This is a genomic window from Cohnella sp. CFH 77786, assembly GCF_019400745.1.
GTDB lineage: Bacteria > Bacillota > Bacilli > Paenibacillales > Paenibacillaceae > Cohnella.
On sequence record NZ_WJIB01000008.1, the window covers coordinates 161,559 to 186,326 of the forward strand.

The 24,768-nt window shown below is 57.5% G+C and carries 27 protein-coding genes; 10 read left to right on the forward strand and 17 right to left on the reverse strand.

The genetic code is table 11. The features are described 5' to 3' along the window. Positions 1 to 28 precede the first annotated feature (28 nt). From rplT to GE107_RS13230, 5 genes are all read right to left on the reverse strand, one after another. Positions 29 to 388, reverse strand: a complete 360-nt coding sequence (gene rplT, locus GE107_RS13210; RefSeq protein ID WP_219640442.1) for a 50S ribosomal protein L20 — start codon at positions 386 to 388, stop codon at positions 29 to 31. A gap of 39 nt (positions 389 to 427) precedes the next feature. Next, complete coding sequence (gene rpmI, locus GE107_RS13215; RefSeq protein ID WP_219640443.1) at positions 428 to 628, reverse strand: 50S ribosomal protein L35; 201 nt, start codon at positions 626 to 628, stop codon at positions 428 to 430. Positions 629 to 645: 17 nt separating this feature from the next. Then, positions 646 to 1,140 carry a translation initiation factor IF-3 gene (gene infC / locus GE107_RS13220; RefSeq protein ID WP_219640596.1) on the reverse strand — a complete coding sequence of 165 codons (495 nt, stop codon included), beginning with the start codon at positions 1,138 to 1,140 and terminating at the stop codon, positions 646 to 648. Positions 1,141 to 1,461: 321 nt separating this feature from the next. Next, positions 1,462 to 2,700, reverse strand: a complete 1,239-nt coding sequence (locus GE107_RS13225) for a glycosyltransferase family 2 protein (protein WP_219640444.1) — start codon at positions 2,698 to 2,700, stop codon at positions 1,462 to 1,464. A 525-nt stretch (positions 2,701 to 3,225) separates the two neighbouring features. Continuing rightward, positions 3,226 to 4,386 (reverse strand): glycosyltransferase family 4 protein, encoded by a 1,161-nt coding sequence (locus GE107_RS13230; protein WP_219640445.1) that lies wholly within the window; start codon positions 4,384 to 4,386, stop codon positions 3,226 to 3,228. 187 nt (positions 4,387 to 4,573) lie between these two features. Between GE107_RS13230 and GE107_RS13235 the strand changes: the two genes are divergently transcribed. Then, positions 4,574 to 5,098 carry a phosphatase PAP2 family protein gene (locus GE107_RS13235; protein WP_219640446.1) on the forward strand — a complete coding sequence of 175 codons (525 nt, stop codon included), beginning with the start codon at positions 4,574 to 4,576 and terminating at the stop codon, positions 5,096 to 5,098. Positions 5,099 to 5,214: 116 nt separating this feature from the next. Here GE107_RS13235 and GE107_RS13240 read toward each other — a convergent pair whose 3' ends face one another. Continuing rightward, complete coding sequence (locus GE107_RS13240; protein ID WP_219640447.1) at positions 5,215 to 5,934, reverse strand: ABC transporter permease subunit; 720 nt, start codon at positions 5,932 to 5,934, stop codon at positions 5,215 to 5,217. 56 nt (positions 5,935 to 5,990) lie between these two features. On the opposite strand from GE107_RS13240, the gene GE107_RS13245 reads away from it, so the two are divergent. Continuing rightward, on the forward strand, positions 5,991 to 6,542 hold the full coding sequence (locus GE107_RS13245) for a TetR/AcrR family transcriptional regulator (RefSeq protein WP_370636419.1): 552 nt from the start codon (positions 5,991 to 5,993) through the stop codon (positions 6,540 to 6,542). Between the two features lie 287 nt (positions 6,543 to 6,829). Here the strand turns inward: GE107_RS13245 and trmB are convergent, their stop codons facing one another. The 3 genes from trmB to GE107_RS13260 form a co-directional block, all read right to left on the reverse strand. Further along, positions 6,830 to 7,612 carry a tRNA (guanosine(46)-N7)-methyltransferase TrmB gene (gene trmB / locus GE107_RS13250; protein ID WP_219640448.1) on the reverse strand — a complete coding sequence of 261 codons (783 nt, stop codon included), beginning with the start codon at positions 7,610 to 7,612 and terminating at the stop codon, positions 6,830 to 6,832. Positions 7,613 to 7,680: 68 nt separating this feature from the next. Then, positions 7,681 to 8,340, reverse strand: a complete 660-nt coding sequence (locus GE107_RS13255; RefSeq protein WP_219640449.1) for a phosphatase PAP2 family protein — start codon at positions 8,338 to 8,340, stop codon at positions 7,681 to 7,683. Between the two features lie 117 nt (positions 8,341 to 8,457). Then, a complete protein-coding gene (locus GE107_RS13260) occupies positions 8,458 to 8,643 on the reverse strand; it encodes a hypothetical protein (RefSeq protein ID WP_219640450.1) in 186 nt (61 codons plus the stop codon). A gap of 272 nt (positions 8,644 to 8,915) precedes the next feature. Between GE107_RS13260 and mnmL the strand changes: the two genes are divergently transcribed. Genes mnmL through GE107_RS13290 form a run of 6 tightly spaced genes read left to right on the forward strand, consistent with a single transcriptional unit; the run spans position 8,916 to position 12,869 of the window. Beyond that, positions 8,916 to 9,872 carry a tRNA modification radical SAM protein MnmL/YtqA gene (mnmL, locus tag GE107_RS13265; protein WP_219640598.1) on the forward strand — a complete coding sequence of 319 codons (957 nt, stop codon included), beginning with the start codon at positions 8,916 to 8,918 and terminating at the stop codon, positions 9,870 to 9,872. Between the two features lie 4 nt (positions 9,873 to 9,876). After that, on the forward strand, positions 9,877 to 10,455 hold the full coding sequence (gene mnmM, locus GE107_RS13270) for a tRNA 5-(aminomethyl)-2-thiouridylate-methyltransferase MnmM (protein ID WP_219640451.1): 579 nt from the start codon (positions 9,877 to 9,879) through the stop codon (positions 10,453 to 10,455). Between the two features lie 12 nt (positions 10,456 to 10,467). Next, positions 10,468 to 10,869, forward strand: coding sequence for a VOC family protein (locus tag GE107_RS13275; RefSeq protein WP_219640452.1), 402 nt, complete (start codon positions 10,468 to 10,470; stop codon positions 10,867 to 10,869). Position 10,870: 1 nt separating this feature from the next. Continuing rightward, positions 10,871 to 11,842: a type I phosphomannose isomerase catalytic subunit gene (locus GE107_RS13280; protein ID WP_219640453.1), complete on the forward strand. Its 972-nt coding sequence runs from the start codon at positions 10,871 to 10,873 to the stop codon at positions 11,840 to 11,842. 36 nt (positions 11,843 to 11,878) lie between these two features. Then, a complete protein-coding gene (locus GE107_RS13285; RefSeq protein ID WP_219640454.1) occupies positions 11,879 to 12,373 on the forward strand; it encodes a hypothetical protein in 495 nt (164 codons plus the stop codon). After that, a complete protein-coding gene (locus GE107_RS13290; RefSeq protein WP_255570451.1) occupies positions 12,348 to 12,869 on the forward strand; it encodes a MogA/MoaB family molybdenum cofactor biosynthesis protein in 522 nt (173 codons plus the stop codon). The genes GE107_RS13285 and GE107_RS13290 overlap by 26 nt, the downstream gene beginning before the upstream one ends. Positions 12,870 to 13,187: 318 nt before the next feature. Here the strand turns inward: GE107_RS13290 and GE107_RS13295 are convergent, their stop codons facing one another. The 5 genes from GE107_RS13295 to GE107_RS13315 form a co-directional block, all read right to left on the reverse strand. Then, a complete protein-coding gene (locus GE107_RS13295; RefSeq protein ID WP_219640456.1) occupies positions 13,188 to 14,147 on the reverse strand; it encodes an acetylxylan esterase in 960 nt (319 codons plus the stop codon). 65 nt (positions 14,148 to 14,212) lie between these two features. After that, positions 14,213 to 15,205: an L-glyceraldehyde 3-phosphate reductase gene (gene mgrA / locus GE107_RS13300; protein WP_219640457.1), complete on the reverse strand. Its 993-nt coding sequence runs from the start codon at positions 15,203 to 15,205 to the stop codon at positions 14,213 to 14,215. Then, positions 15,202 to 16,992: a B12-binding domain-containing radical SAM protein gene (locus GE107_RS13305; protein WP_219640458.1), complete on the reverse strand. Its 1,791-nt coding sequence runs from the start codon at positions 16,990 to 16,992 to the stop codon at positions 15,202 to 15,204. The genes mgrA and GE107_RS13305 overlap by 4 nt, the downstream gene beginning before the upstream one ends. Before the next feature lie 128 nt (positions 16,993 to 17,120). Next, positions 17,121 to 18,467 (reverse strand): GH1 family beta-glucosidase, encoded by a 1,347-nt coding sequence (locus GE107_RS13310; protein WP_219640459.1) that lies wholly within the window; start codon positions 18,465 to 18,467, stop codon positions 17,121 to 17,123. A 151-nt stretch (positions 18,468 to 18,618) separates the two neighbouring features. After that, positions 18,619 to 18,834, reverse strand: coding sequence for a hypothetical protein (locus tag GE107_RS13315; protein WP_219640460.1), 216 nt, complete (start codon positions 18,832 to 18,834; stop codon positions 18,619 to 18,621). A 145-nt stretch (positions 18,835 to 18,979) separates the two neighbouring features. Between GE107_RS13315 and GE107_RS13320 the strand changes: the two genes are divergently transcribed. Then, on the forward strand, positions 18,980 to 19,783 hold the full coding sequence (locus GE107_RS13320; protein WP_219640461.1) for a Cof-type HAD-IIB family hydrolase: 804 nt from the start codon (positions 18,980 to 18,982) through the stop codon (positions 19,781 to 19,783). 70 nt (positions 19,784 to 19,853) lie between these two features. On the opposite strand, the gene GE107_RS13325 is transcribed toward GE107_RS13320, so the two are convergent. From GE107_RS13325 to GE107_RS13335, 3 genes are all read right to left on the reverse strand, one after another. Further along, the gene (locus GE107_RS13325) at positions 19,854 to 20,948 is read right to left on the reverse strand and encodes a GRAS family protein (RefSeq protein WP_219640462.1); all 1,095 of its coding nucleotides are present in this window, start codon (positions 20,946 to 20,948) and stop codon (positions 19,854 to 19,856) included. A 418-nt stretch (positions 20,949 to 21,366) separates the two neighbouring features. Further along, positions 21,367 to 22,050, reverse strand: coding sequence for a hypothetical protein (locus GE107_RS13330; protein WP_219640463.1), 684 nt, complete (start codon positions 22,048 to 22,050; stop codon positions 21,367 to 21,369). A 45-nt stretch (positions 22,051 to 22,095) separates the two neighbouring features. Further along, positions 22,096 to 22,563: a DUF2269 family protein gene (locus GE107_RS13335; protein ID WP_219640464.1), complete on the reverse strand. Its 468-nt coding sequence runs from the start codon at positions 22,561 to 22,563 to the stop codon at positions 22,096 to 22,098. A gap of 173 nt (positions 22,564 to 22,736) precedes the next feature. On the opposite strand from GE107_RS13335, the gene GE107_RS13340 reads away from it, so the two are divergent. Next, on the forward strand, positions 22,737 to 24,725 hold the full coding sequence (locus tag GE107_RS13340; protein WP_219640465.1) for a response regulator transcription factor: 1,989 nt from the start codon (positions 22,737 to 22,739) through the stop codon (positions 24,723 to 24,725). Positions 24,726 to 24,768: the final 43 nt, after the last annotated feature.

The window sequence follows — 24,768 nt, forward strand, 5'->3', positions numbered from 1 at the left end:
AACCCCGGTTGCCCGGGGTTTGCATTCGTTACGCGTTGATTTTCGCTTTGGCGGCGTCAGCCAGCGAGTTGAACGCCTGGATGTCGTTCACGGCCAGGTCGGCCAGCATTTTGCGGTTGACGTTGATGCCGGCCAGCTTGAGGCCGTTCATCAGCTTGCTGTAAGACAGGCCGTTCTGGCGGGCTGCCGCGTTGATGCGCACGATCCACAGTCTGCGGAAGTTCCGCTTCGTCTGGCGACGGTCGCGGTATGCGTACCACAGCGATTTCATCACTTGCTCTTTGGCTTTCTTGAACAGGCGGTGTTTCGCGCCCCAGTAACCTTTAGCCAGCTTCAACATTCTATTGCGACGGCGGCGCGTGACGAAACCGCCTTTAACTCTTGCCATGATTCATTACCTCCCGAGAAGTGTTAACGGTAAATAAGATTATTTGAGGTTCGCGAGTTGTTGCTGCAGACGGCGTACGTCGCCTTGGGCCATGAGCGGCTGGCTCGACAGCACGCGCTTCTGGCGGCCGGATTTGTGGGACAGCAAATGGTTCTTGTAAGCTTTATGGCGCTTTACTTTGCCGGTTCCGGTAATTTTGAAGCGATCCTTCAAGCTGCTGTGCGTTTTCATCTTAGGCATGGATTCGTTTCCTCCTGTCAGTGGCTCTTCGGAGCCAGAATCATGATCATGCTGCGGCCTTCAAGCTTCGGAACGCGCTCGACGACGCAAATGTCGGCGACTTCCTTCGCCACGCGCTCCAGAATTTTCTGGCCGATGTTGGCATGGGCGATTTCGCGTCCGCGGAACCGCACGGAACATTTGACCTTGTCGCCGTCGTTCAGGAACTTCACCACGTTGCGGAACTTCGTCTGGTAGTCGTGTTCCTCGATGTTCGAACGGAACCAGACTTCCTTCAGGTCAACGATCTTCTGGTTCTTCCGGGCTTCCTTCTCTTTCTTCTGCTGCTCGTAGCGGAACTTGCCGTAGTCCATGATGCGGCACACCGGCGGTTTCGCCTGCGGAGCGACGTTAACCAGGTCCATGTTCGCATCGATCGCGATCTGCATGGCTTCCCGAAACGGCTTGATGCCAAGCTGCTCGCCGCCCGGGCCTACGAGCCTGACTTCCTTCGCCCGGATTTCCTCGTTGATTTGATGTTCCTTGCTAATCGTATTCCACCTCCGGATTGGATTGGAGTGCCCCTATGGTCGGCCGGAAAAACAAAAAAAGCGGGCCGCATAGACCCGCATCCTGCTCACTCGTCGGTCCGGCGCCAGCTGGGGACTTGAATCCCGGCATCCGCCGCCTTCCGTCGGTTACGCGAACCCGTCAGCGTGAGCCGAGCAGGTGAGAAGCGGGTGCTTCTGCTTAAGCGTACTGAATATCGAATTGAAATCAGTCACTCGAGTAATATACCACGCGGCCGCTTCGATGTCAACAGAAGACCCCGGGGACAAACCGGGGCGTTCGGTTTACATTTGCTTGCCTTGCACTTCTTCGAGCCGAAGGACGCGCGTGTGCTGCGTGTGGCTCCAGGTTTTGTTGTTCTGCGTGAAAAACGCGTGGAACGTGATCGGCCACCAAGAGAAGAAGAAAATAGGGAACGTGATCAAACGCAGGTATAGTTTCCAGTGAACCTTCTCGAGAAGCATGGCGAGCGGTACCTGCGCGTAAATATAAAGCGCCATGGGCACGGCGATCCAATTCGGGGCCAGCGAGTAAATGGAATCGAAATGCCGCTCGCCCGGCAAAAGCAGATCGAACCAAAGCGTCGCGGTGATGAGGAACCCGATCAGGAAATTATAAGCGTTGAAAATGTAAAGCGCGGCGTCGATCTTGACCAAGCTGCGCTCCTTGATCCCTTGCCACAGGATCGGAAGCATATAGCGGCGGGTAACGTCGAAGTGACCTTGCATCCAGCGGAGCCGCTGGCGGGCGGAAGCCCGGAAGGTGATCGGCTTCTCGTCGTAAACCCGCGCGTCGAAGTTGAATTTGGGCTTAATGCCCCGCTGGATGCAACGGATCGTGAACTCCAGGTCCTCGACCAGGCTCGTGGCCCCCCAGCCCATTTCCTTCAGCAGCTTCGTTTCGAAGCACATGCCGGTTCCGCCGAGGAAGTTCGAAAGCCCCAGATTGTACCGGGGAAGCTGCCACAGGCGGTTGCAGAACCAGTAGTTCATGCCATTGGCGGCGCTGACCCAGCTGTCGTGCGGGTTCTTGGTATCCAGATAGCCTTGGATGACGCGGTAGCCGTTGCACAGATCCTCGTTCATGTAAGTAAGAAAATCCGTCGCGACCAAATTGTCGGCGTCGAACATGACGATCGCGTCGTAAGATTTCGGATGCTTCCACAGCTCTTTGAGCATCCACTCGATGGCGAAGCCTTTGCCGCGCTGGCTCGCGTTGAACCGTTCGCAGGCATAGACGCCGGGATAGCTGCGGACGATTTCCGCCGTCCGGTCCGAACAATTGTCGCAAATGACGAAAATATCGAACAGCTCCCGCGGGTACTTCATCTTGAGGAGATTTTCGATGAGCGCCCCCACGACCGCTTCCTCGTTGTGCGCCGCGACGAGCAGCGCGAACGATTTGGTCGGCTCCCGCTCGATCCGTTCTTTCTTCCTGTACCATCCGAACAACGACAAGACGACCTGGTAAGAGCCGATCAGGAAAAAGAACACCTGAACGACCAAAAGGAACTGATTCAACATATGCGGTTGTACCCCCTAGACCCCAATTTTTCCGTTTTCTCTCTGTTCGGTTTTTTTACTCTCTGTTCGTTTTTCTCTCGTTCGTTTTTCTCTCGTTCGTTTTTCTCTCGTTCGTTTTTCTCTCGTTCGTTTTTCTCTCGTTCGTTTTTCTCTCGTTCGTTTTTCTCTCGTTCGTTTTTCTCTCTGTTCTTGTCTCTCTGTTCTTGTCTCTCTGATCTCTCTGTTCGCTGCCGGCCTTTGTCCGTTTCCCGGTCCCCACTGGCCGGGCTTCAAGATCTTCCCTTTTCGGCAAAAGGCACATCCTTGATTCTGTTCGTTTTGCGCCGATTTGTCAAAGCGGTCCTGGCCCGTTATCCGCGGCTTACGCGGGGTGAAGGGAATTTTGGCGGCCTGAGCCCCCGGGAAAAACCGGATTCCTCGCGGAAAGGCCGGATTAAAGCGTTTTCCTTGCCGATTCGACAAAAAATCAAATATCGGGCCTTGCCGAAGGGAACTCCCGGACAGCATGTATTACGAATGAAGCGCTCAGAAAGTTGCAGGAAAAACGGAGCAAGCCGCACGAATTTCCTCGAGCAACCCGGCGAACACGCGGTCCCAGGAACGGGCGGACGCTTGCCGAAGTCCCGCCTCCGCCAGCTTCTCCCGCAGGGCCGGGTCCCCGCCCAGACGGGCCAACGCGGCGGCGAAAGCCCCGGCGTCGCCGGGCTCGCACAGCAGCCCGTCTTCTCCGTGCCGCACCGTATCCGGCACGGCTCCCGCATTCGCTCCGACGACAGGTAAGCCGCACGCCATCGCTTCGAGCACGACGTTGCCGAAAGTTTCCGTCGGCGAAGGAAAGATCAACGCGTCGCAGGCCGCCATCCACCGCCGAAGCTCCGGCTGAGGCAGCGCGCCCGGGAAGCGGACCGGCACCTTCCTCCGGGCGGCCAGCGTCCGGAGCGCGGCGGCGGACGGTCCGTCCCCGGCCATCACCAGCTCCGCGCCTAAGCCATGATCCCTCTCCAGCAGTTTGATCGCCTCCACCGCGACCTCCGCCTGTTTTTCGGGCGCCATTCTGCCCGCGTACAGCACGGTGAAACGGGAAACGTCCAGGCCCAGCGCTTGCCGCAAGGCTTCCCGGTCGTCCGCGGGACGGAAGACGGACGTATCCACTCCGCGGCTCCAGACGGCCAGCCCCTTCCAACCGTGCTCTTCGCATTCTTCCAGCACGGAGCGGGAAGGCACGAACACGCGCCTGGATGGGCGATGGAACCAATGCAAATATCTCCATAGAAGTGTACCCAACCACTGCAGGTTGTAAAACGACAAGTACCGCACGAAATGCGTATGATGGGATGCGAAGAGCGGAATGCCGTGCCGAAGCGCCAACTGGCGTCCCGTCAGGCCGATTCCGAACGGCGTCGCCACGTGGATGGCGGTCGGCCGGAAGCGGAGGAGCTTGCTCTGCGCCTCCGCGAGACGGGGCAGGGCGAAGCGGGTTTCCGGATACAGGAAGAACGGCCGGCTCGCGAGCCGCTCCGCCGTTTCAAGGAAGGGGCTTTCCCCCCGCGGATGCGAAGGGGCGAAGACGAGAAACTCGATTCCTTCCTTCCGCAAATAATTCGTCCACCGTTCCAGCGTTTTGGCGACTCCGTTGATTTCGGGCGCATACGTATCCGTGAATAAAGCCAGTCGCAATTCCGCCATGACGATGCCTCCCCGCTTTTTTCTTTCCATGATGCCAAACGGAAATCAAGAGGGTGTCAAGGCTGCGTTAACGGGGCGAATTAACGGATTTGCGGGTGAGCGTTAATTTCGGGGTGACAATTCGCGGGTATAGTGGGAGCAGATACCGCGTCCCGACGCACGGGCCAGCGGGAAGAGGAGGATGCGTATGAGCCGGATTTACCGCATGCTGCTGGAAGTGGAGCGTCCGCTGTTCCTGCACGTCAATATCCGCTGGAATCATAAGCTGCTGAGTTGGCTTTTCTATGTTCTATCGCTTCTGGGCGGAGCGACCTTCACGCTCTGCTTCTCCCTGGCCGTCGGCTGGTTCGGCGCGGAGCCGTGGAGCACGGCCGGCTGGCAGGCGCTCGCCGCCGTGGCGCTGAGCCATATTCCCGTCGCGATCGCCAAGCGCAGCGCGCCCCGTTTGCGGCCGTACCAAGTGTTCCCGCAAGCGAACACGGGGCGCAAGCCGTTGAAAGATCCGTCTTTCCCTTCGGGACACACGACCGCGGCGTTCGCCATGCTGACGCCCTGGATGCTCGCCGAGCCGAGGCTGATCCCGGTTCTGCTTCCGGTAGCCGCCGGCGTTGCGCTATCGCGCGTGTATTTCGGCCTTCACTTCCCGAGCGACACGGTCGCGGGCGCCTTGCTCGGCAGTTCTACCGCGCTCATGATGACGCTGTGGATTTAAGAATGCTTCCACGACTACGAAAACTCCAAGCCGGACGCCGGCTTGGAGTTTTTTCATCCTTCGATTCATTCGGGAATGCACTGGCGTGAAGTTCGCGAAGCTGGCGGCCTGAACGGTTACAGCGGCAGGTCGCGTTTCCGGAACAGCGCGACGGCCGCGCCGAACGACGCGAATCCGACCGCGGCCAGCACGATGAAGGAAAATTCCGAATCCGCGCTGCCGTTAATAATGTCGCCTGGCCGGTACAGAGAGAACAGCGAGAGATCCCGGAGCCAGCCGACATTGTCGCTGAATTTGCCTGCGAGATCCAGGCTGAAGAAACCAAACGTACACGTGCCCGAAATACCGTTCGCTTTCTTCTCGTCATTGGACAGTGCCGACACCAGGAACGAGATGCCGCCGAGGGCGAAGAAGAGAAGAAACGCCGCGGCGTTCATTTGCAGGAACTTGGCCGTATCGAAATCGTATTCTGCTCCGAGAAACCAAGCGTTGCCAGCGAATCCCGCCAAGGTCGTGACTGCGACGATCAGGAGCAGCCCGGTCGTCAGTACCGCCGCTTGCGTAAACGCGACTTTCCCTCTCGTCGTCGGGGCGGAGAGCAGATACGCCATCGAGCCCTGATCCACCAATTTGGCCATCAGCCGGGTCGACAACTGCACGCATAGGATGGAGAGGAGCAGAACGGGAATCAGGCCGTAATATTCGCCCGAAATGAATGCCTCCGCGCTGCCGAAACCGTTCAGGCCGAACGCCTTTCCGAAACCTTCCGGCATGGCCGCGACCAGATCGTCGATGGCTTTCGAATGGTTGGCGATATTAGGGTACAGCCAGAACATGAGAAGAATGTAGAACGCGGATCCGAACCCAAAGGGCTTTCAGGATCAAAGAGAAGATCCGGAAAGCCACCTTGGATCTGCTGCGGGAATCGGACCCCAAGCGGATCCGGATCGCCGACATCGCGAAGGCGGCCCGCGTTTCGCAGGTGACGATCTATAACTATTTCGGGAGCAAGGAAGAACTTCTCCGCGACGTGTTCAAACACTACGTGGACAAAGCCAGCCGTCAATTCGAGGCATTTATAAACGAGGGCCATACGCTGAAGGAGAAGATCGAGTACCTCCTGATCCAGAAGAGGGCAGCGATGGCGGAGTTTCCGCCTCGCCTGATCAAGGAAATGCTGACCGAAGATCCCGAGCTTGCCCGTTATCTCGAACAACGGTACAAGGAGAAATCGCTCCCGCTCACCCTGCGCTTGATCCGGGAAGGCAGAGAAAGCGGCGAGATCTCGGAAGACGTGTCCGATGAAAGCGTACTGGTTCTGATGCAGCTCTACATGAATCAATATGAAACGATATTGGGGATGGCGGAACAGAGCGGGGATACGGACGCGTTTTTCCGCGGATTGGTGCACATGTTCTTCTATGGGATTTGCGGGAAGCCTTGAGGTTGCCTGAAGCAGTTGATCAGACAGCTCGGGCAACTGCTCCCAATGTTGCAGCTAAATGCCAATATACACCTAGTAACTTGGAAAAACGTCACCGGCTTACCCCACCCGCAAACGGGTCGATCAGTTCTTATATCGTGATTACGGACGGACCCTTCTATCACTTGTACTTCATGTCTCCGCTCTGCCGCATTCCGAGAAATTACTCGAATACAAAAATCCACCGCGCCTCGGAAGGCCGGTGGATCTGTCACGTTTCAATATGGACGATAAGCAAACCGGAAATGTTACTCCTCCGAGGCGTTATCTTCGAGGACCGCCCCCGGAGCCGGCTCCTTGGCGCCGCCGCGCCTGGCCTGCTCCTCGAGCTCCTTCGCGATGCGCTGCCGGTTGCGTTCCGCCGCCTTCGCCCCGATGGCCGCTTCCAGCCGGTAAATCGGCATGCCTTGCGCGTGGAATTTCGTTTCGTACTCGGTCATGACCAAGTCCTCCCTCGCTCCGTTGCGATGAAGGTCCAAGGATATGTTCTTCATCTGCAGGCCGGTATCCGAGAAACTGTTCAAGGAAAACTCAAAAAGGGTCAAGGAGTCCGTTTTGAAATGGATTTCCCCTTCCTCGTCCAGCACCTCTTGGTATTTCATCAGGAACCGGGGGTGGGTCAGCCTTCTGCGGGCGTGTTTGCTTTTCGGCCACGGGTCGCTGAAATTCAAGTAGATGCGGGTCAGTTCGCCCGGCTCGAACATATGCTCCAAATATTCCACGTTGCCCCGGACCAACGCGAGATTCGGCACTTTGTCCTGCCCTTTCTCCCGCCACACGGCCCTTGCCTTCTCGCTCCCCCGCCGGAGCAGCTCGTCGTAGACATCCATGCCGATGTAATTGATGTCGGGATTGTTGCCGCTCATCCGGCTGATGAATTGGCCTTTGCCCATGCCGAGCTCGACGTGGATCGGACGGTCGTTCCCGAAAAACTCCTTCCAGCGGCCTTTCCATTGCTGCGGTTCAAGCACGACCAGGTCGGGCTGGCTCTCCAGGCTTTCCCGTATATTCTTTCTGCCTCTTAACCTCATGAACGGTCCTCCCGATGTCCGGTTTACAACCTATTATTCTGCCGAATGGCCCCGCCGATGTAAAGACGTCACGACGCCCGGCGGCCTGCCGCCCTCCGCTTGCGCGACCATCGTTCGTACGCCCCGATCGACAATCCAAGCCACGCCCCGCTCGCCAAATAACCGCCGAGAACGTCGCTCGGGTAGTGGACGCCCAGGTAGATCCGGCTAGTCCCGATGCCGAGGAACATCAAGGCGCAAACCGCGACCAGGACCGTCCGGCCGGCACCGCTGGTGATGTGGCGCCACAACAGATACGTCAGGATGCCATATAGCGCGAACGAAGCCATCGCATGTCCGCTCGGAAACGAATATCCGGCCTCCTCGGCAAGGCGATGGATGTCCGGCCGTTCCCGCCCGAATAACTCTTTCATGATTTTGTTCAGCAGGGTGGAACCGATCATGACGACGACGAACAACAGCAGCTCCCAACGATGCCGCAGCACGAAAAACAAGAATGCCATGATGAGGAAAGAAAATACCGTCGTCGGTACCGTCCTGCCGAACCAGGTGAGCCCTTCCATCAAGGAAGTCAGACCGGGCCTTTCCCATCCCTGTACAACCGGGATGATGGCGGAATCGAACCAGGAGATGCGCTCCATTCCGATCAGCCAAGCCGTCGCCGCGAATCCTGCGGCCGCCAGCACCGCGAGGCCGAATGCGCTGAACAGGCGCGACAATAATTTCATGGGTCTTAATCCCCTCCCGTGACGAATGCCAAGCAACAATTGGAAGTGTACCACGAAAAGGGACCAGAAAAAACTAAAAACCGGGTCCCTTGAGGGGCCCGGCCGGAGCTTCGAACGTCAATTCATAGGCCGTTGTTCTTCCATGTATTGGTCTTCGAGCACGTGCTGCAGCTTTTTCTTCGCGGAGACTTCGATTGTATGGTTATTGTGGAATTTGACTCCCGTCAGCGCCATGATTTCCTTCAACGTCAACTCGACCTTCACCGTGTCGTCCCCTTGGGGGATGTGTACGACAGGATTCATGAACTTCACCTCTCCGATATTTTGGCATGCCCTGGGGAATTGCAGCCTACCGACGGACGATGACAAACGACAGTTTCCGGCATTCATGTCAGTTTTATTTATTGATCTGACGCACTTTTAATATAACATACCATGTAAGGTTAAGCAAGCGGGCGGACGCCTGAAAGCGCATGAAAATTCGTTTCCGTTTTCTCGCAATTTCACTTCGGTTTCGTTACAATGAAAAGGACTCATCGTCCTTACGGACAGAAAAGGACGGATGCATGATGCCAATCAGCACCGATTCGCTTGCTCCCGCACCTATGCTGTGGGGGGATAAGCGATTTCATACATGGAACTTCGAAATGCGGAACGTTTTCGGAACGAAAGTGTTCAAGGTGATGCTCGACGCCGGGTTCACGTGCCCGAACCGGGACGGCACCATCGCGGCGGGCGGCTGCACCTTCTGCAGCGCCCGGGGTTCAGGCGATTTCGCGGGCAGCCGGCGGGACGATCTCGTGACGCAATTCAACGAGGTGAGGGACCGGCAGCATCTCAAATGGCCGGACGCCAAATACATCGGCTATTTCCAGGCTTACACGAACACATACGCGCCGCTCGAGACCTTAAAGGAATATTATGAAGAAATCCTTCGGCAGCCCGGCGTCGTCGGCCTCTCGATCGCGACGCGTCCCGACTGCCTGCCGGACGACGTCGTCGATTACTTGGCCGAGTTGAACGAGCGCACCTATTTGTGGCTGGAAATGGGCCTGCAAACGGTGCACGAGTCGACCTCGGAGCTCATCAACCGGGCTCACGACACGGAATGTTTCCGCGACGCGGTCGCACGGCTCCGGGCGCGGGGCATCCGGGTATGCGCGCACATTATTTACGGCCTGCCGGGCGAAACGCGCGAAATGATGCTGGAAACGGGCAGGCAGACGGCGGCCATGGACGTGCAAGGCATTAAAATCCATCTGCTTCACCTGATGCGCAAGACCCCTATGGTTCGCCAGTGGCGGGAAGGCCTCCTGCGTTTCCTCGAGCGGGACGAATACGTCGGCCTCGTCGTCGACACGCTCGAGATGCTGCCGCCGGAAATGGTCGTTCACCGGCTGACCGGGGACGCGCCGCGCGATCTGTTGATCGGCCCGATGTGGAGCCTTCGAAAGTGGGAAGTGCTCAACGCCATCGACGCGGAGCTCTCTCGCCGGGGAAGCTGGCAGGGCAAGTCGCGGGGAGGTCTCTGAAGGCATGGGGTTTCTCTCCGTCTTGACGATGGCCCAGAGGTGGGTCGCGGAACGGGCCCGGCCGGGCGATGCCGTCGTCGATGCGACCGCGGGCGGCGGCGTGGACACGCTGTTTCTCGCGCGGACGGTTGGATCGAAGGGTACCGTCTATGCCTTCGATATCCAGGAGGAGGCGCTGGAACGGACGCGCCGGCGGCTGGCCGAAGCTTCAGGGGCCGAACCTCTCGCGCGGGTCCAGCTGTATCATGCCGGGCATGAACGGATGGCGGAGCTGCTTCCTTCGTCCGCTCGCGGCCGGCTTCGCGCCGCGATGTTCAACCTGGGCTATTTGCCGGGCGCGGACGCCTCTGTGATCACCAAGCCGGACACGACGCTCGCGGCGTTGGAAGCGGCGCTCTCCCTGCTTGCTCCGGGCGGCGTGCTGACGGCGGTGCTGTACCCCGGGCATCCTGGCGGTGACGCGGAGGCCGCGGCGGTGGAACGATGGGCCGCCGGCATCCACTCCTCCCTCGCCCAAACGGTTTTGTACCGGTATCCCCAGAAACCGAACGCGCCCTATTTGGTCGCTTTGGAAAATAGATAGGAGGCAGAGAAAGTGACTGTGCGAAAAATCGAACACGTCGGCGTTATCGTCAGCTCATTGGAAAAGTCGATCCCGTTCTACGAGAAGGTTCTCGGTTTGCGGCATTCGGAAACGATGACCCACACGAACGGGGTGATCCGCCTCGCGTTTCTGTCGTGTCCGGAATATCCGGAGACCGAAGTCGAGTTGATCGAAGGATACGACGGGCCGGTGACCCGGGAAGGACGCGTCCACCATATCGCCTTTACCGTGGACGACATCGAGTTGGAATACGCCCGCATCCGGTCGCTGGACATTGCGGGGCTCGACGAGGAGATTACGACGCTCCCGAACGGAAGCCGGTATTTCTTCTTCGAAGGTCCTGACGGAGAGGCCGTCGAACTATTCCAATCCACCAGAGGAGGCTCTCGGTAACATGGACGTAAAACCGTATCCGCTTCATTTTAGGCCTGAATTCAAGGAAAGGGTCTGGGGAGGACGGGCGCTCGAGCGGTTCGGCTTCGACGTCCCGCCCGGTTCGATCGGCGAGGGCTGGATGATCGCGGACCATCCGAACGGGGTATCCCATGTGACCAACGGGCCATTGGCGGGCCAAGGACTCGACGGAATCCGGGAGACTTACGGCGAATCGTGGTTCGGAACGGCGGGCAGCCGCTCGGGCAACGGAAGGTTCCCCCTGCTCATCAAGCTGCTCGACTGCAACGACGACTTGTCCATCCAGGTTCATCCGAACGATCACTACAAAGGACTGCCGAAAGGCGAGCTGGGCAAAACGGAAATGTGGTACGTGCTCAGCGCCAAGCCGGACGCCAAAATCATCTACGGCCTGCAGCCGGGCGTAACCCGGGAATCGATGGCCCGGGCGATCGAAGAAGGGCGCATCATGGATACGCTCCAAACGGTATCCGTACAGGCAGGCGACACGTTCTACATACCGGCCGGCACGGTGCACGCCTTGTGCGCGGGCGTCGTCGTGGCGGAAATCCAGCAGAACTCCGATACGACCTATCGGCTCTACGATTACGACCGTCCGGGACTCGACGGCAAGCCGCGCGAGCTGCACATCGAGGATTCGCTCAACGTGACCGACTTCGAAGGCTCGGACGCCACCCGCATGAAGACCGACGCGGCCAAGCCGGGCGAATGGCTGACATTGGCCGTTTCTCCGTATTTCGTGACGGAAAAAGGGGTCGTGCGGGGCGAATGGAAATTGCGAACGTCCCCGGAAAGCTTCGTCATCGTCATCGTCTGCGAAGGAGAAGGGACGATCGGCTGGGCGAACGGCACGCTGCACGCGAAGGCAGGAGACTGCTTCTTGCTCCCTGCCCCAATTGGGGAGTACGCGTTGGACGGAGAGATGACGGTTCTGCGGAGCCGGGTTCCGTGACGAGGATGTGACAGTTAGCCGGGAGGGGTTGGAGTCATGCGCCAAGGTTTGTTGTTGACCGGTTTCGGTATCGCCGTGTGGGGGGCCGCGACGTTATTTTTCAGATTGTTCGGAAGCTGGGTGCTGATCGCGCCGGGCGAATCCCATTTCGGTTCCTCGCTGTTTATGCTGGAACTGCTCACTTTGCTCGTCTTGATCGGGCTGGCCGTGTGGGTACGATTGAAATGGTTCCCGCGCCGGGGCTCGGCCACCCGGTTCGGGTTTACGGCCGCAGCGGTCGGCCTGTTCTTGGACACGTTCTCGGTCTGGCAGCGGGAGGCGGTATTTCCGTCCTTCACCGCCGGGCAGCATCATGCGTTCACGATCTGGATGACGCTGGCTTACGCCATGATGCTGGTCGTGCCCGCCGCCGTGGATCGCTTGATCCGCGAGAAGGCTTCGATCGGCGATGAAGCTGAGACGCGGGCGGAAGATACTCAAGCTGCCTCAGAGGAGGAGAACCGCGTTGCCGACGCCGACGGAACAGCATAAGCAAGAAGCCCCCGCCCGGGTATCCTGCCTTGTCGTGACCGTGTCCGACACCCGCAAGGAGGAGACGGACAAGAGCGGACAGCTGATCCGCCGGCTGTTGGAGGAACAGGGGCATGAGGTCGCGGGACACCGGATCGTGCCGGACGAATACGGGATCATCGCGGAGCTGCTTCGGGCGGCTGCGGATGATCCGGCGGTTGAAGCGGTGCTGCTGAACGGCGGCACGGGCATCGCGGCCCGGGACGTCACCGTGGAGGCGGTCCGGAGCGTGTTGGATAAGGAGCTGCCCGGCTTTGGCGAGATTTTCCGGTTTTTGAGCTTTGCCGAGGATATCGGCTCGGCCGCCATCCTGTCCCGCGCGGTCGCGGGGACCATGGGCCGCACGGCCGTGTTCGCGATGCCGGGCTCCACCGGCGCGGTGAAGCTGGCGATGACGCGGCTCATTCTCCCAGAGCTCGGGCACGTGATGCGGGAGATATACAAGGACGCGAAGTGAAGGAAAGCGGTTGGGCAGGGGGGATCTGCTCAGCCGCTTTAGCGTTTACGCAACCGAATTTCCGCCGAAATCATGCCTCTCCGTCACTATTTCGTATACCTAGCCGCCAATCCGCCTAAATCATGCCTCTCCGACACTATTTCTGCTTTGTCCTGCCGCCTTGATTCGAATGTCCGCACTATTTTGCCTACTTTCCCCGCCGCATCCTTCACTTTGTGCTGCCGCACCATCTTGCCCCGATGCCAATCCACAGAAAAGCCTTCCGCCCAAGCTAGGGACATATTCCCGACAGCCTAGGCAGAAGGCTTCCCCGCTCCTTTACAAGCCGAAACGCGAGGCGATGAACTCGAGCGCCCGGCGGTTCTGGTCGCCGCCGACGTGGTGCCCCATGAACGGATACGCGTGCATTTCCTTTGGCGCAGTAATCCGATTGTAGGCGGCATAGATCGTCTCCGGCATCGTGATCGTATCCTTGAGTCCGCACGAGACCAATATCGGAATCCGGATTCGATGCGCCAGATTGAGCTGATCGAAGTAGCTGAGCGTCTTCAGCACCTGCTCGAGCCGGTCCGGAAACCTTGCGGCGAAATCCGCGGCTTCCGTGAGAGAGCCGGTCGAATTCATCATGCCGAAATCCATGTGGCACATGTTCGGGATGTGCGCGACGGCCAGAGCCGGCACGTTCGACAAAGCCGCGGCCATCATGACGAGACCGCCGCCCTGGCTTCCCCCCATTACGCAAATCCGTCCGGCGTCCACGTCCTCTTGGGCCGCGGCCCACTCCACCGCCTTCAAGGCGTCCACCGTGATCGCCTTATAGTAGCAGGTATCGCGGTCGAGGATCCCCTGCGTGATCCAGCCCTTGGCCATGCCGTAATCCTGGCCGAGCCGGTTGCCCGTTTCCCCGCCCTGGCCGCGGACGTCCACGCTGAATACCGCCATCCCCATCAGCAAATACGCCCCGAAATCCTCCGGGTACCCCTTGCTGCCCGTATATCCGTGATAATGGACGATGCACGGCAGCTTGCGCCCGGCCTCCACGAACCGGGGGCGCAAATACCACCCGTGGATCCGCGTGTCGTCGAAGCCCTCGTATTGCACTCGCCAAGCGTCCACGTACGCCATCGGAGTAGACGCCTTCTCCGCGGCCGCGTTCAGCGGTTTCCCCGCGATTTCCGCCAGCGTCCTGTCCCAATAGCTCTCCAAATCCGGCCGTCCCGTCAGAGGAGGCCCATACAATTCCAAATCCCGGATTCGTCTGGCGATGGCATTGCTCATGTTCGTTTCCCGTCCCCCTTCAAAAGCCCCTCGGGAATTCCCGAGGGGCTTTTCGGTTTAACCGCTTATCCTTTCAAAATCTCCTCAATCCGGGCCAGCTCTTCCGCGCTGAACTCCGGATGGTTCACGATCGCCACATTGTCGTCCAGCTGGCCGACCTTGCTGGCGCCGATCAACACGCTGGTTACGCGTCCGCCGCGCAGCACCCAGGACAGCGCCATCTGGGCCAGCGATTGTCCCCGCTCCTGCGCGATGGCGTTCAGGCGGCGCGCCTTCTCGACCCGCTCCGGCGTGATGCTGCCCTCGTTCAGGAAAACGGACGCTCCCGCGGCGCGGGAGTCGGCCGGAATGCCGTTCAAGTATTTGTTCGTGAGCAATCCCTGCTCAAGCGGGGAGAACGCGATCGAGCCGACGCCGTTCTCTTCGAGCGCGTCCAGCAGCTCATCCTCCACCCAGCGGTCGAACATGCTGTAGCGGGGCTGATGAATGAGGAGCGGCGTGCCGAGCCTCCTAAGAATCGCGATCGCTTCCCGAGCTTGCGGCGCCCGGTAGTTCGAAATCCCGACGTACAGCGCCTTGCCCGATCGAACGATATGGTCGAGCGCCCCCATCGTCTCTTCCAGCGGCGTTTCCGGATCGGGACGGTGATGGTAGAAAATGTCGACGTAGTCGAGTCCCATCCGCTTCAGGCTCTGATCCAGGCTCGAAATCAAGTACTTGCGGGAACCCCAGTCCCCGTAAGGGCCTTCCCACATGTAATAGCCGGCTTTCGAGGAAATGACAATTTCGTCGCGGTAAGGCTTCAGATCCGTCGCGAGCAGGCGTCCGAACATCTCTTCGGCGGAGCCCGGAGGCGGCCCGTAGTTGTTGGCCAGGTCGAAATGGGTGATGCCCAGGTCGAATGCCCGACGCACGAGCGCCCGGCCGTTCTCGAACGAGTCGATGCCTCCGAAATTGTGCCACAGTCCGAGCGATACTGCCGGAAGCTTCAAGCCCGATTTGCCGACTCGGTTGTACTTCATGTTCGCATAGCGGTCCGACTTTGCCAAATACGTCATGTTTCCTGCCCCTTCCCCATGCCCATGAATTGGTCTTGACCTGCCGCCGGCCCGTCCGGCCGCGGCAGAGGCAACGCCGCAAGCCGCGGAGGCGCTTCTTCGCCGGAGTAGAGGATGACGAGAGCCGTGCCCGCTGAACGGTCCACCCGGCCTTCCTGCACCCATACCCCGTAATCGAACGGAATCCGGTCGAGCGAAGCTTTCTTCTGAAGCTCCCGCTCTTCCATGCCGAGGCGCTCCGCCGCCCATTTCAGGCCGGCCGTCCATTCCTTCTTGTCCAGCCGGTCTTCCCACCATGTTTTGCGCGGCTTGTACTTATGCTGCAAATAATAGTCGATCTTAAGCAGCGCGAAGGCCGCGTCCCGATCCAAGCCCTGCGGGTTGTCCGACTCCAGGAAAGACCAAATCCGGACGAACAGATCCTCGAGCTGATGCCCGATCCGGCTCCAGCCCCGGGACTCCCAATAATCGCCGAACCGCTGGAAAAAATCGAACGGCGACGGATACACCCGCCCGACCAAGTATTCCATCGTCCGGTCCATGCGGTGGGCGTTCCAATATTTCTCGAGCACATCCTCCACCCGTTTGATCCGGACGATGTCCGAGAACGGCATGACGTCGCTGCCGAGCATCTCGTACGGCGCCCGTTCCATGTAGACGTATCCGTATTTCCCGGCGTCGCGCCGCAGCCCGGTTCCCCGCAGCATCTTGAGGAAGCCGAGCTGCAGCTCCTCCGGCCGAAGCGCGAACACGTCGTTGAACGTTTTCCGGAACGTGTCGTAATCCTCGTGCGGAAGGCCCGCGATCAGATCCAGATGCTGGTCGATCTTGCCGCTTTCCTTGATTTTCGTCACGGTCCGGGTGAGCTTGGCGAAATTCTGGCGGCGCTGCACCGCGAGGTTCGTCGGGTCGTTCGTCGACTGTACCCCGATCTCGAACCGGAACACTCCGGGCGGCGCATGCTCGGCCAGAAAATCCAGCACCTCCGGCCGCATGATGTCCGCCGTGATCTCGAATTGAAACACGCAGCCCCGGTGGTTGTCGATCAGGAACTGAAAGATTTCCATCGCGTACTCTCGTTTGATGTTGAACGTCCGGTCCACGAATTTGATCAGCTTCGCCCCGCTGTCGATCAGGTACAGCAGATCCGACTTGACCCGTTCCATGTCGAAATAGCGGACGCCCACCTCGATGCTCGACAAGCAGAACTGGCAGCTGAACGGGCATCCTCGGCTCGTCTCGAAATAAACGACGCGGTTGCGGAGCGACGGAATGTCTTCCGGGAAACGGTGAGGAGACGGGATCGCGTTCAAATCGAGCTTCGGCCGCCCCGGCGTGATGACCGCCTCCGCCTGTCCTTCCTTGCGGTAAGCGAGCCCGAAAACGAAATGGTATTTCCGGTCGCCGGAGATCTCCCGCAGCAAATCCCGGAACGTCTCTTCGCCTTCGCCCATGACGATGAAGTCGACGGCGGGCAGCCGTGCCATCCACTCCTCCGTATCGTAAGAGACTTCAGGCCCCCCGAGCACGATTTTCACGTCCGGAAGCACCTTGCGGAGCATGTCCACGACGGCAATCGTTTCTTCGATGTTCCAGATGTAGCACGAAAACCCGATCACGTCGGGCTTCCTGCCGAACAGGTCGGCGGCGATGCTCATCGCCGGATCCTTGATCGTATATTCGGCGATTTGCACATCGAACTCGCCCGCGCAATATGCTTTCAAATAGCGCAACGCGAGCGAAGTGTGAATATATTTGGCGTTCAGCGTCGCGAGGACGACGTTCATGGCGTTACCTCTCTTGAAGTCAGGCATCTCCTCTATTGTACCGGATAACGAGGCTCCGTGCCATGATCATGCAACAAAGCCGGTTCCGCAAGGGGAACCGGCTTCCGGTCTCGTTCGGGGGCTGTCCGCTACACGTCGAAGCCGCCGTCCGCGATCACTTGCCGAATGAAATAATAGCTGTCCTTCGGGTGGCGCGCCAACGTCTCATAGTCGGTATAAACGATGCCGAAACGCTTGCGGTAGCCCTCGGCCCACTCGAAGTTGTCCAGCAGCGACCAGGCGAAATAGCCTTTGAGCGGCACGCCCGAAGAGATCAAGCGGTGGCACTGGACGAAATGCTTCCTGTAATATTCCGTCCGCTTGACGTCATGCACGCGGTTGTCCGCGGTCAGCTCGTCATCGTAGCAGGCGCCGTTCTCGGTGATGTATATCGGGGTATCGCCGTATTCCTCGTGCACCCATTTGAGCGTTTTGTAGAGCGCTTCGGGGTAGACGTTCCAGCCGATGTCCGTCCGGTCGAAGCCGACTTGCACTTCCTCGTAGTCGAATAATCCTTCGTTCTCCTTGTATCGGCCGTAGTTGCCGGTATAGAAGTTGATGCCGATGAAGTCGATTTTCTGCGCGATCGTCTCCATGTCGCCCGGCTCGATCGGAACCTCCGCTCCCTTGGCGCGGAACCAATCCACGAGGAATTGGGGGTATGTCCCCTTGAAGGTCGGATCCATGAACCATTCGTTGTTCCATGCGCGTGACCGGCGTGCCGCTTCGGCGTCTTCCGGGGAAGTCGAATGCGGTTCGCACCAGTTGAGGTTGTGCGTCGTTCCGATTTCGCCTTGAATGCCGAGCTCGCGGAATTTCTTTACCGTGAGTCCGTGGGCGACCAGGCAGTGATGGGCTACCGTCACGCCCAACTGCAGATCCTTGAAGCCCGGCGCATGGATGCCGAGCGTATTCGAAAGGAACGAAACGCACCACGTCTCGTTAAACGTAATCCATTGCTTGATTTTTCCGTTGAACGCTTGGAACACGGTTTCCGCATATTTAACGAACGCGTCGATCGTCGAGCGGGAAGCCCAGCCCCCTTGGTCCTGCAGCGCTTGCGGCAAATCCCAATGGTACAGCGTGACGCAAGGCTGGATGCCGGCCGCGAGCAGCGCATCGACAACCCGGGCGTAATAATCAAGGCCTTCCTGGTTCACTTCGCCGATCCCCTTCGGAAAAATGCGGGGCCACGCGATCGAGAAGCGGTACGCTTTGACGCCCAGCTTCTTCAGCAGCGCGATATCTTCTTCGTACCGGTGGTAGCTGTCGCATGCGACATCGCCGGTGTCGCCTCCGACCACTTTGCCCGGCGTATGCGAGAACGTGTCCCAGATGGACGGGCCGCGCCCGCCTTCTTGAACGGCGCCTTCGATCTGGTACGACGCCGTGGCGGTTCCCCAGACGAAATCTTGCGGGAAGTCCAATCGTGCCAATGAAATCTCCTCCATGTGTTTGATGACAATGTGTTGGATAACAAATAGGATGTCGAATAAAGATTATTCGATGGAAAACGTTTTATTCCTGCCTCAGGCGGAGATTTCTTTAGATTTCTTGGGATTGCGCCATCATGTCGGTGCAACCGCGCTAAGCTCTCTGAACGAAAGTGGTGGCAAGCTTGTCGTTCTCCCGTTCCGGCTGCATCGGGGGTTCGGACGGCCGATCCGCGGACGGCGAAGAACGGACGGAATCCGAAGGCTCCGGCACGGGACCCGTGCTTTGCCGCTGCGCGCAAGCGCCGAGAGCGATCGCCGCGGCCAGCGCAGCCGTAAGACCGAAGAAGCGATAAACCCGAGATGTCATACGCAACCCCCCATAAACCGTTGTACGGTTTATGACGATGGAAACGGCAGGAAGGTTGCATGCCGGCGGCCCGGTCTTTTCGCATCCGGGGATTTGCGCTACAATGAAGCGGATATGCGCTGCCAGGATGAAAGGATGAAACCCGATGTCTTACCGTTTGATGGCCATGGATCTGGATGACACGCTGCTGACCGACGACTTGACCGTGACCGAGAGCACGAAGGAAGCGATGAAGAAGGCCATCGCCCAAGGCGTCCGCCTGACGATCGCGACGGGGAGGATGTTCGATTCCGCCCAACGGATCGCGCGGCAGATCGGCCTCAACGTTCCGATTATCACGTACCAAGGTTCTCTGATCAAAAACCTGCTCGACGAGCAGGTGCTCTACGAGCGCTCCGTTCCGGCGGAGGCGGCCTTCAAGCTGTACGAGTATTGCCGCGAACGCGGACTGCATTTGCAAACCTATATCGACGACAAGCTGTATGCCCCCGAGGAAAACGACAAGCTTCTCGGTTACGCCAATTTGTCCAAAATCCCGTACACGATCGAGCCGGATTTCGGCAAGCTGATGTCGCACCCGAAGCAGACCAAGCTGCTGATCATCGATGAGCCCGTGCGGCTGGACGCCATGATACCGGAGCTGCGGGAGCTTCTGGGGCACGAGGTGCATGTGACGAAATCGAAGCCGCATTTTCTCGAGTTTATGCACCATGAAGGGACGAAGGGCCATGCGCTTCGTTTCCTTGCCGCCCACTTCGGCATCCCGATCGAAGAGACGATCGCGATCGGCGATGCGATGAACGACCGCGAAATGATCGAAGCGGCCGGTCTCGGCGTGGCGATGTCGAATTCGGTTCCGGCCCTTAAGGAAATCGCCGACTATGTGACGCTCAGCAATAACGATGACGGCGTGCGGCACGTGCTGGAGAAGTTCGTGCTGAACGCGTGAACGCACCGATTTCGACCATAACAAGAAACCTCCTCATCCGCACCGGCGGACAAGGAGGTTTCTTCATGTTTTAGTTTGAAACGGCACTGATCACGGAAACGAGATTGATATCGCCGGTGCCGAGCCCGATATGCCATTGGCCTGAGGTGACCGTTACGTCTTGGAGGTGATGACGGGTAAGGCTTTCTGAATCCGGACAAGAAGAGAAACCGGCCTTTTTCAACCGCGTGATCCAATTCGTCGTCGATTCGTGGCGTTCGCAGCGGGTATGTTCGGGGTTTGCGATAATGTCCTCGATCTCTCGGCCGAAAAATATTTTGAGCGCTCGGTTGTGTTCCGGCAAGAGATCAAGCTTATCGATGAATTCGAACACCGCGGAAAAATGCCGCCAGCAATTGTTGAACCGACTCATTCTGTCCGATGTCTGGTGGTCCGAATCCGGCTCGCACATGACGAGGATTGCCGGACGAAGCGAGCGAATCTTGCTCAGCACTTCGTCTTTGGCTGCCGATCCGCCCTCCATATCGCGAATATGATGCAGCGCGAAGGCTGCGTTGACAAGGAGGCTTCCGCTTCCTGCCGCGATCCGCTTCCATGCCTCATCGGGCATTCTCTCGATTTCATAGGGAATCGGATGAAAAACAACACGGATGCCGCAGCTTGAGGCGGCTTGCATCACGTTGCGCTGCGCCTGTTGCAAGCAATCTTGGTTCGGTTCGATTGCATGCAGCGTGAATGTCGCGGGCCGCTTGCCCTGGCGGTGGAGCTCCTGCAGCAACGATACGATTTGGCGTCCGGTGCCGATTCCGACCTCCAGGAACGAGATATCTGCATCGGAATGGATGTACCGGGCAAGCAGACCGTTCGCAAGGGGCGCGGCATGGGCAACAAACGGGATTTTTTGCGCAAGCAAATTGAACAGCGTGATTTGCGGAATGTCATGCTGCCGCAAGTAGAGGTTCATCTGCTCGTGTTGCTCGGGATTCACCCTTTTTAACATGGACTTGGCGAATAGGTAAGGCAGCAAATCGCCGGGGTGCTTCGCAATCTCCAGCCCTTCCGCGAAACGGGACAGCTTTGCCGGGGCATCCGTCTCGCCGGCATTACCCGGCTCGAGCAGCAGCGAGTGCAGCCTGTCATAAGGCGCTACTTGCAAAAGCGACATTTCGATTCTCCTTTCGTAATTGCGGGTTACGAATGCGCCCGTTGTCGCTTTCCGGAAAACACGGATCTCATCGATGGAAGAATCCGTTGTCTCCTTCCGCGTTCCTTCGGGCCGATATTGGTCAAGGCGACTTCCACACCCGGTCCGCTGAGAACGGTGCTTTTGATTCGGGCCCGTTCCCTTTCTTATTCTAGGACGGAGAACGCCGGCCCGCAGTCGGGTGTTTTACGTATTTGTCGTCGGAAGAACTACGTATTTTCGAATGGACGTTACTGAGCATCAGAGTTGAGCTTCCGGAGCATACTTTTTTTCATAAGCCCGGATTGAGATGACCATGTATCGGAACGGTTGCGATTACATATTTCTCCATCCGCTTCACCTCAAGAATAACGGTTATCCCTGGACATTCTCATCTTTGTCATTTGATTTGCTGCTGCTCTTCGTCCGTTATGAAATAGGCATGAATGTCATAGTGAGGAATTTCGAATCCTTCGTGCCCATGCTCTTGGAATTCGATATCCGTCTGAATGACGGCGGGCGAAGGCACGCCTTTCATTCCGGATAAATTCACATGGGAGGTTCCCTTGATGAAATCTTCCTGCGCGATCATGTACTCGATAAACACCAGTTTGCCTTCGTAGACTCCGTAGATCGGACCCGTGGGCAAATCTTGCAAATTCCCCCAATGCTCGCCCATCGCCGGAACAACAGGGGTCAATTGAATACTGCCTGCCGGCAGCGCCAGAACGTATGCTTCTTGATTTTCCTCATTCCAGGATACCTGCTGTGCGCCGATGGCGGCCGCCAAATCCCGGATCGGTGCGGTTGGCTCTCCTTTATACAGGCGGATCTCTTTCAACGTTACTCCGTTAAAAACAGCGGTGCGATTGTCAGCTGCAACCGCAGCGTCCTTGCCGAAAAGATAAGCAAAAGCATCGAGAGAAACGAATAATTTCCCGCTCGCGAAATGATTGGCTCCGGAATTCAACCTCACGCCATTCACAAGAACCGAAGCCTCCCTGGAATCATGGCCGGCATGTGCGGAAACCGTGCCGATGGTTGCCGAAAATAGGAAAACAATGATAAGCAATGCTTTTTTCATTTTGATTACCTTCCTTCTCCATGATTTATTCCAATGAATGATGTTCTACAAAGGCTTCCATACCGCCAAAAGCACATTGATGACAACGCCGATATGGATCAGATCAAAACCGACGTAAAGGCGGTTGAACGCTTGCCGGGTCGTTTCCGACATGATTCCGCCGCTTTGCCTATCCTGTTCGATTTGTTTGCTTAATTTGCCGTTTCGGGGTCCTTGGACAAAGACGAACCCCAGGATAATGAGCGACATGATCACTTGTTTCATCCCCAGCCAGTCTCCGCTAAAAAAAGCAAGCTTCTCTTGGGCTGTCAACGCGATGCCGGAGAGCAATAACAGCACGACAGCCGGCACAAAGATTCGGGATGTGGAAATAAACAGCTTAATCAGTTCGAGCTCCAGCTCTTTGCCGGCAACTTTCCTCGCTTTTTGTACGACGACGAACCTCTCGTAAACGGCACCTCCGAGCCAAATCGCTGCCGAGATCAAATGAATGCTCAATAAAACAACGAACACGATACCTCATCCTTTACCTTGGGAATAACCTCTTGAAATGCCGCCATGTTATAATGAGTCTCTAACGATCCTTCATCCCCCCTCCATTCCATTGCGACAACGAAAGTATAAAACAGGAGAAAAGCAAATCTAAGTATACTCGGGTATACATTTCCATTTCGGAGGACTTGCTCATGTCGCGTTTTTTCTTCGTTGGCCGCCGCAGCGAGAAGCTGTGGTTCGAGAAGCATCTTTCATCCGACCCAAACAAAGAGAAAATCATTAACGTATACGGCACGGGCGGAATCGGAAAAAGCACTTTGCTGGATGAATTCAAATGCATGGCGAGTAGGCGGGGGATCCCTTTCATTCTGCTGGAAAGCAAGGAATTCCGGCATACGCCCGCGGGATTGCTGAAGCAGCTGACAAGCAGCCTGAGTCCTTCTTCGTCCTTGTCCGATTCCGTTCCGCCATCCCTCTCGGCCTGCGCGGCGGAGTTAAATCGTTATGCCGAACCAACCGGGCTCTATCTTGCGTTCGACACCTACGAAGAGTGGAACCAATTGGACCGGTTCATCCGCGAGTCGTTGATTCCGGAGCTGAGCGACCGGATCCATTTGATCCTGTCCGGACGTTATCCGCTCTCCGGAGATTGGATCACCCGTCCATCATGGGTGACTCCCATCAAGAGATTACAGCTTCAGCCTTTTGAATACGAAACCTGCGAAGAATACGCAGCCCAATTCGAACGTCCCGAAGAATCGGCCATTCGAAGGATGTATTTGATATCCAGAGGGCATCCGCTCACCTTTTCGTTGCTCATCGGATTCTCCAGGGAAGGGTTACTTACCAATTCCGATTCGTTTTTGCCCGAGGAAGCGATCCGGCTCTTGACGGCTCGCTGGCTGAGAGAAGTGCCCGACGACGGTCTGATCCGGCTGGCGGAAGCCTCGTCGCTTGTCCGGGTTTTCAATCACGAGCTTCTCGAGTTTGTCGTGGGAGAAACCGTTTCCGCAGTACTTTTTAACCGCTTTATCCAACTTTCCTTTATCCGCAGGAACGCCAGAGGATGGTATATCCACGACGTGCTGCGTAAAGCGGTGTACGAAGATTTCCGGAAACGCAAACCGCAAACGCATCGGCAATGGCGGGAGCGCTGCATGGTCTATCTGTACCGGCAGCTTCCCGACGAACCTTCGGATGACAACGCTCTTCTCTATTCCGACTTCATATATTTGCTTGACAACCCGGTCATTCGCTCCGTCTATTTGCTCGGCCAGCAGGAACGCCAATACACGTTGGAGACCGTGACGGCCGAGACGCTTGGTGAAGTTCGTCAACATATACAGGATGTGCTTGACAGCCGCAAAGATTTTTACCACGTGTTCTTCGATCCGCTTACCCACGAACGGATTGTGATTGATATTCCCAGCGATTTCGACCAGCGTGCGTTTCGGATCTTGAACCCTGAAGCCATTCTTGCGGTCGATGAGGATGCGATTCATGCAATCCGGAACGATCGCTCCGAAATCACCGGACTCCTCGTGCTGATTTCGATTCATTCGCGCTCACTGCCCTTTTTGATCGACAGCCCGATCTCCAAGCATTTTTTTCGGCATCCCGGCAATCAGCACATCGTGGAAGCCGCAAGGAAATCGAGCGCTCCGATCGGCGGTTATTTTTACCACGTCGATTTGCGAAAAGATAACAGTCCCGATGCCCTCGCCTTGACGTTTCAATTTTATATCTCGGCCTACATGAAAGGCGGGATCTTCGTCGCTTCTTTCCCGCTCCCTCATTATCAAGACTTTCTTCTTCGCATGGGGTTTACGGAGCAGCCGGAAATCCCGGTTCATTACGATTTCGGCGATCGATTTCCGTCCCCGACCTACGTCATGGATTTGTCGGGTCAGAAATTTAAATCCTTCATGAAACGTATGATGGACAAAATGAATATCCCCGTTCCCGCCGCGATTTCGCAATGGGAACAGCTTCAACTGCTTACCCCGCGGGAGCAGGAAATCGCATCTTTGATGCTTGCGGGGAAGTCCATCAAAGAGATCGCAGAGAGCTGTTACATTACGGAAATTGCCGTCAAAAAGCACCTGGGTCGCATCTATCACAAACTAGGCGTCAAGAACAAAGTGGAGTTATTGTCGAAATGGGTGGAAAGGCCCCAATAAGGGCAGCTTGCCAAATGTATACCTCCGTATAATTACTTTTCCC

Excerpts from the sequence above, each read along its gene's own strand:
- rplT (WP_219640442.1), bottom strand. The coding sequence starts at position 388 with ATGGCAAGAGTTAAAGGCGGTTTCGTCACGCGCCGCCGTCGCAATAGA.
- mnmM (WP_219640451.1), top strand. The coding sequence starts at position 9,877 with ATGGGGTTTCTCTCCGTCTTGACGATGGCCCAGAGGTGGGTCGCGGAA.
- GE107_RS13320 (WP_219640461.1), top strand. The coding sequence starts at position 18,980 with ATGTCTTACCGTTTGATGGCCATGGATCTGGATGACACGCTGCTGACC.
- GE107_RS13285 (WP_219640454.1), top strand. The coding sequence starts at position 11,879 with ATGCGCCAAGGTTTGTTGTTGACCGGTTTCGGTATCGCCGTGTGGGGG.
- GE107_RS13340 (WP_219640465.1), top strand. The coding sequence starts at position 22,737 with ATGTCGCGTTTTTTCTTCGTTGGCCGCCGCAGCGAGAAGCTGTGGTTC.
- GE107_RS13330 (WP_219640463.1), bottom strand. The coding sequence starts at position 22,050 with ATGAAAAAAGCATTGCTTATCATTGTTTTCCTATTTTCGGCAACCATC.
- GE107_RS13325 (WP_219640462.1), bottom strand. The coding sequence starts at position 20,948 with ATGTCGCTTTTGCAAGTAGCGCCTTATGACAGGCTGCACTCGCTGCTG.
- GE107_RS13235 (WP_219640446.1), top strand. The coding sequence starts at position 4,574 with ATGAGCCGGATTTACCGCATGCTGCTGGAAGTGGAGCGTCCGCTGTTC.
- GE107_RS13280 (WP_219640453.1), top strand. The coding sequence starts at position 10,871 with ATGGACGTAAAACCGTATCCGCTTCATTTTAGGCCTGAATTCAAGGAA.
- GE107_RS13240 (WP_219640447.1), bottom strand. The coding sequence starts at position 5,934 with ATGTTCTGGCTGTACCCTAATATCGCCAACCATTCGAAAGCCATCGAC.
- GE107_RS13225 (WP_219640444.1), bottom strand. The coding sequence starts at position 2,700 with ATGTTGAATCAGTTCCTTTTGGTCGTTCAGGTGTTCTTTTTCCTGATC.
- mgrA (WP_219640457.1), bottom strand. The coding sequence starts at position 15,205 with ATGACGTATTTGGCAAAGTCGGACCGCTATGCGAACATGAAGTACAAC.
- GE107_RS13305 (WP_219640458.1), bottom strand. The coding sequence starts at position 16,992 with ATGAACGTCGTCCTCGCGACGCTGAACGCCAAATATATTCACACTTCG.
- GE107_RS13230 (WP_219640445.1), bottom strand. The coding sequence starts at position 4,386 with ATGGCGGAATTGCGACTGGCTTTATTCACGGATACGTATGCGCCCGAA.
- trmB (WP_219640448.1), bottom strand. The coding sequence starts at position 7,612 with ATGAGGTTAAGAGGCAGAAAGAATATACGGGAAAGCCTGGAGAGCCAG.
- GE107_RS13295 (WP_219640456.1), bottom strand. The coding sequence starts at position 14,147 with ATGAGCAATGCCATCGCCAGACGAATCCGGGATTTGGAATTGTATGGG.
- GE107_RS13255 (WP_219640449.1), bottom strand. The coding sequence starts at position 8,340 with ATGAAATTATTGTCGCGCCTGTTCAGCGCATTCGGCCTCGCGGTGCTG.
- GE107_RS13315 (WP_219640460.1), bottom strand. The coding sequence starts at position 18,834 with ATGACATCTCGGGTTTATCGCTTCTTCGGTCTTACGGCTGCGCTGGCC.
- GE107_RS13260 (WP_219640450.1), bottom strand. The coding sequence starts at position 8,643 with ATGAATCCTGTCGTACACATCCCCCAAGGGGACGACACGGTGAAGGTC.
- rpmI (WP_219640443.1), bottom strand. The coding sequence starts at position 628 with ATGCCTAAGATGAAAACGCACAGCAGCTTGAAGGATCGCTTCAAAATT.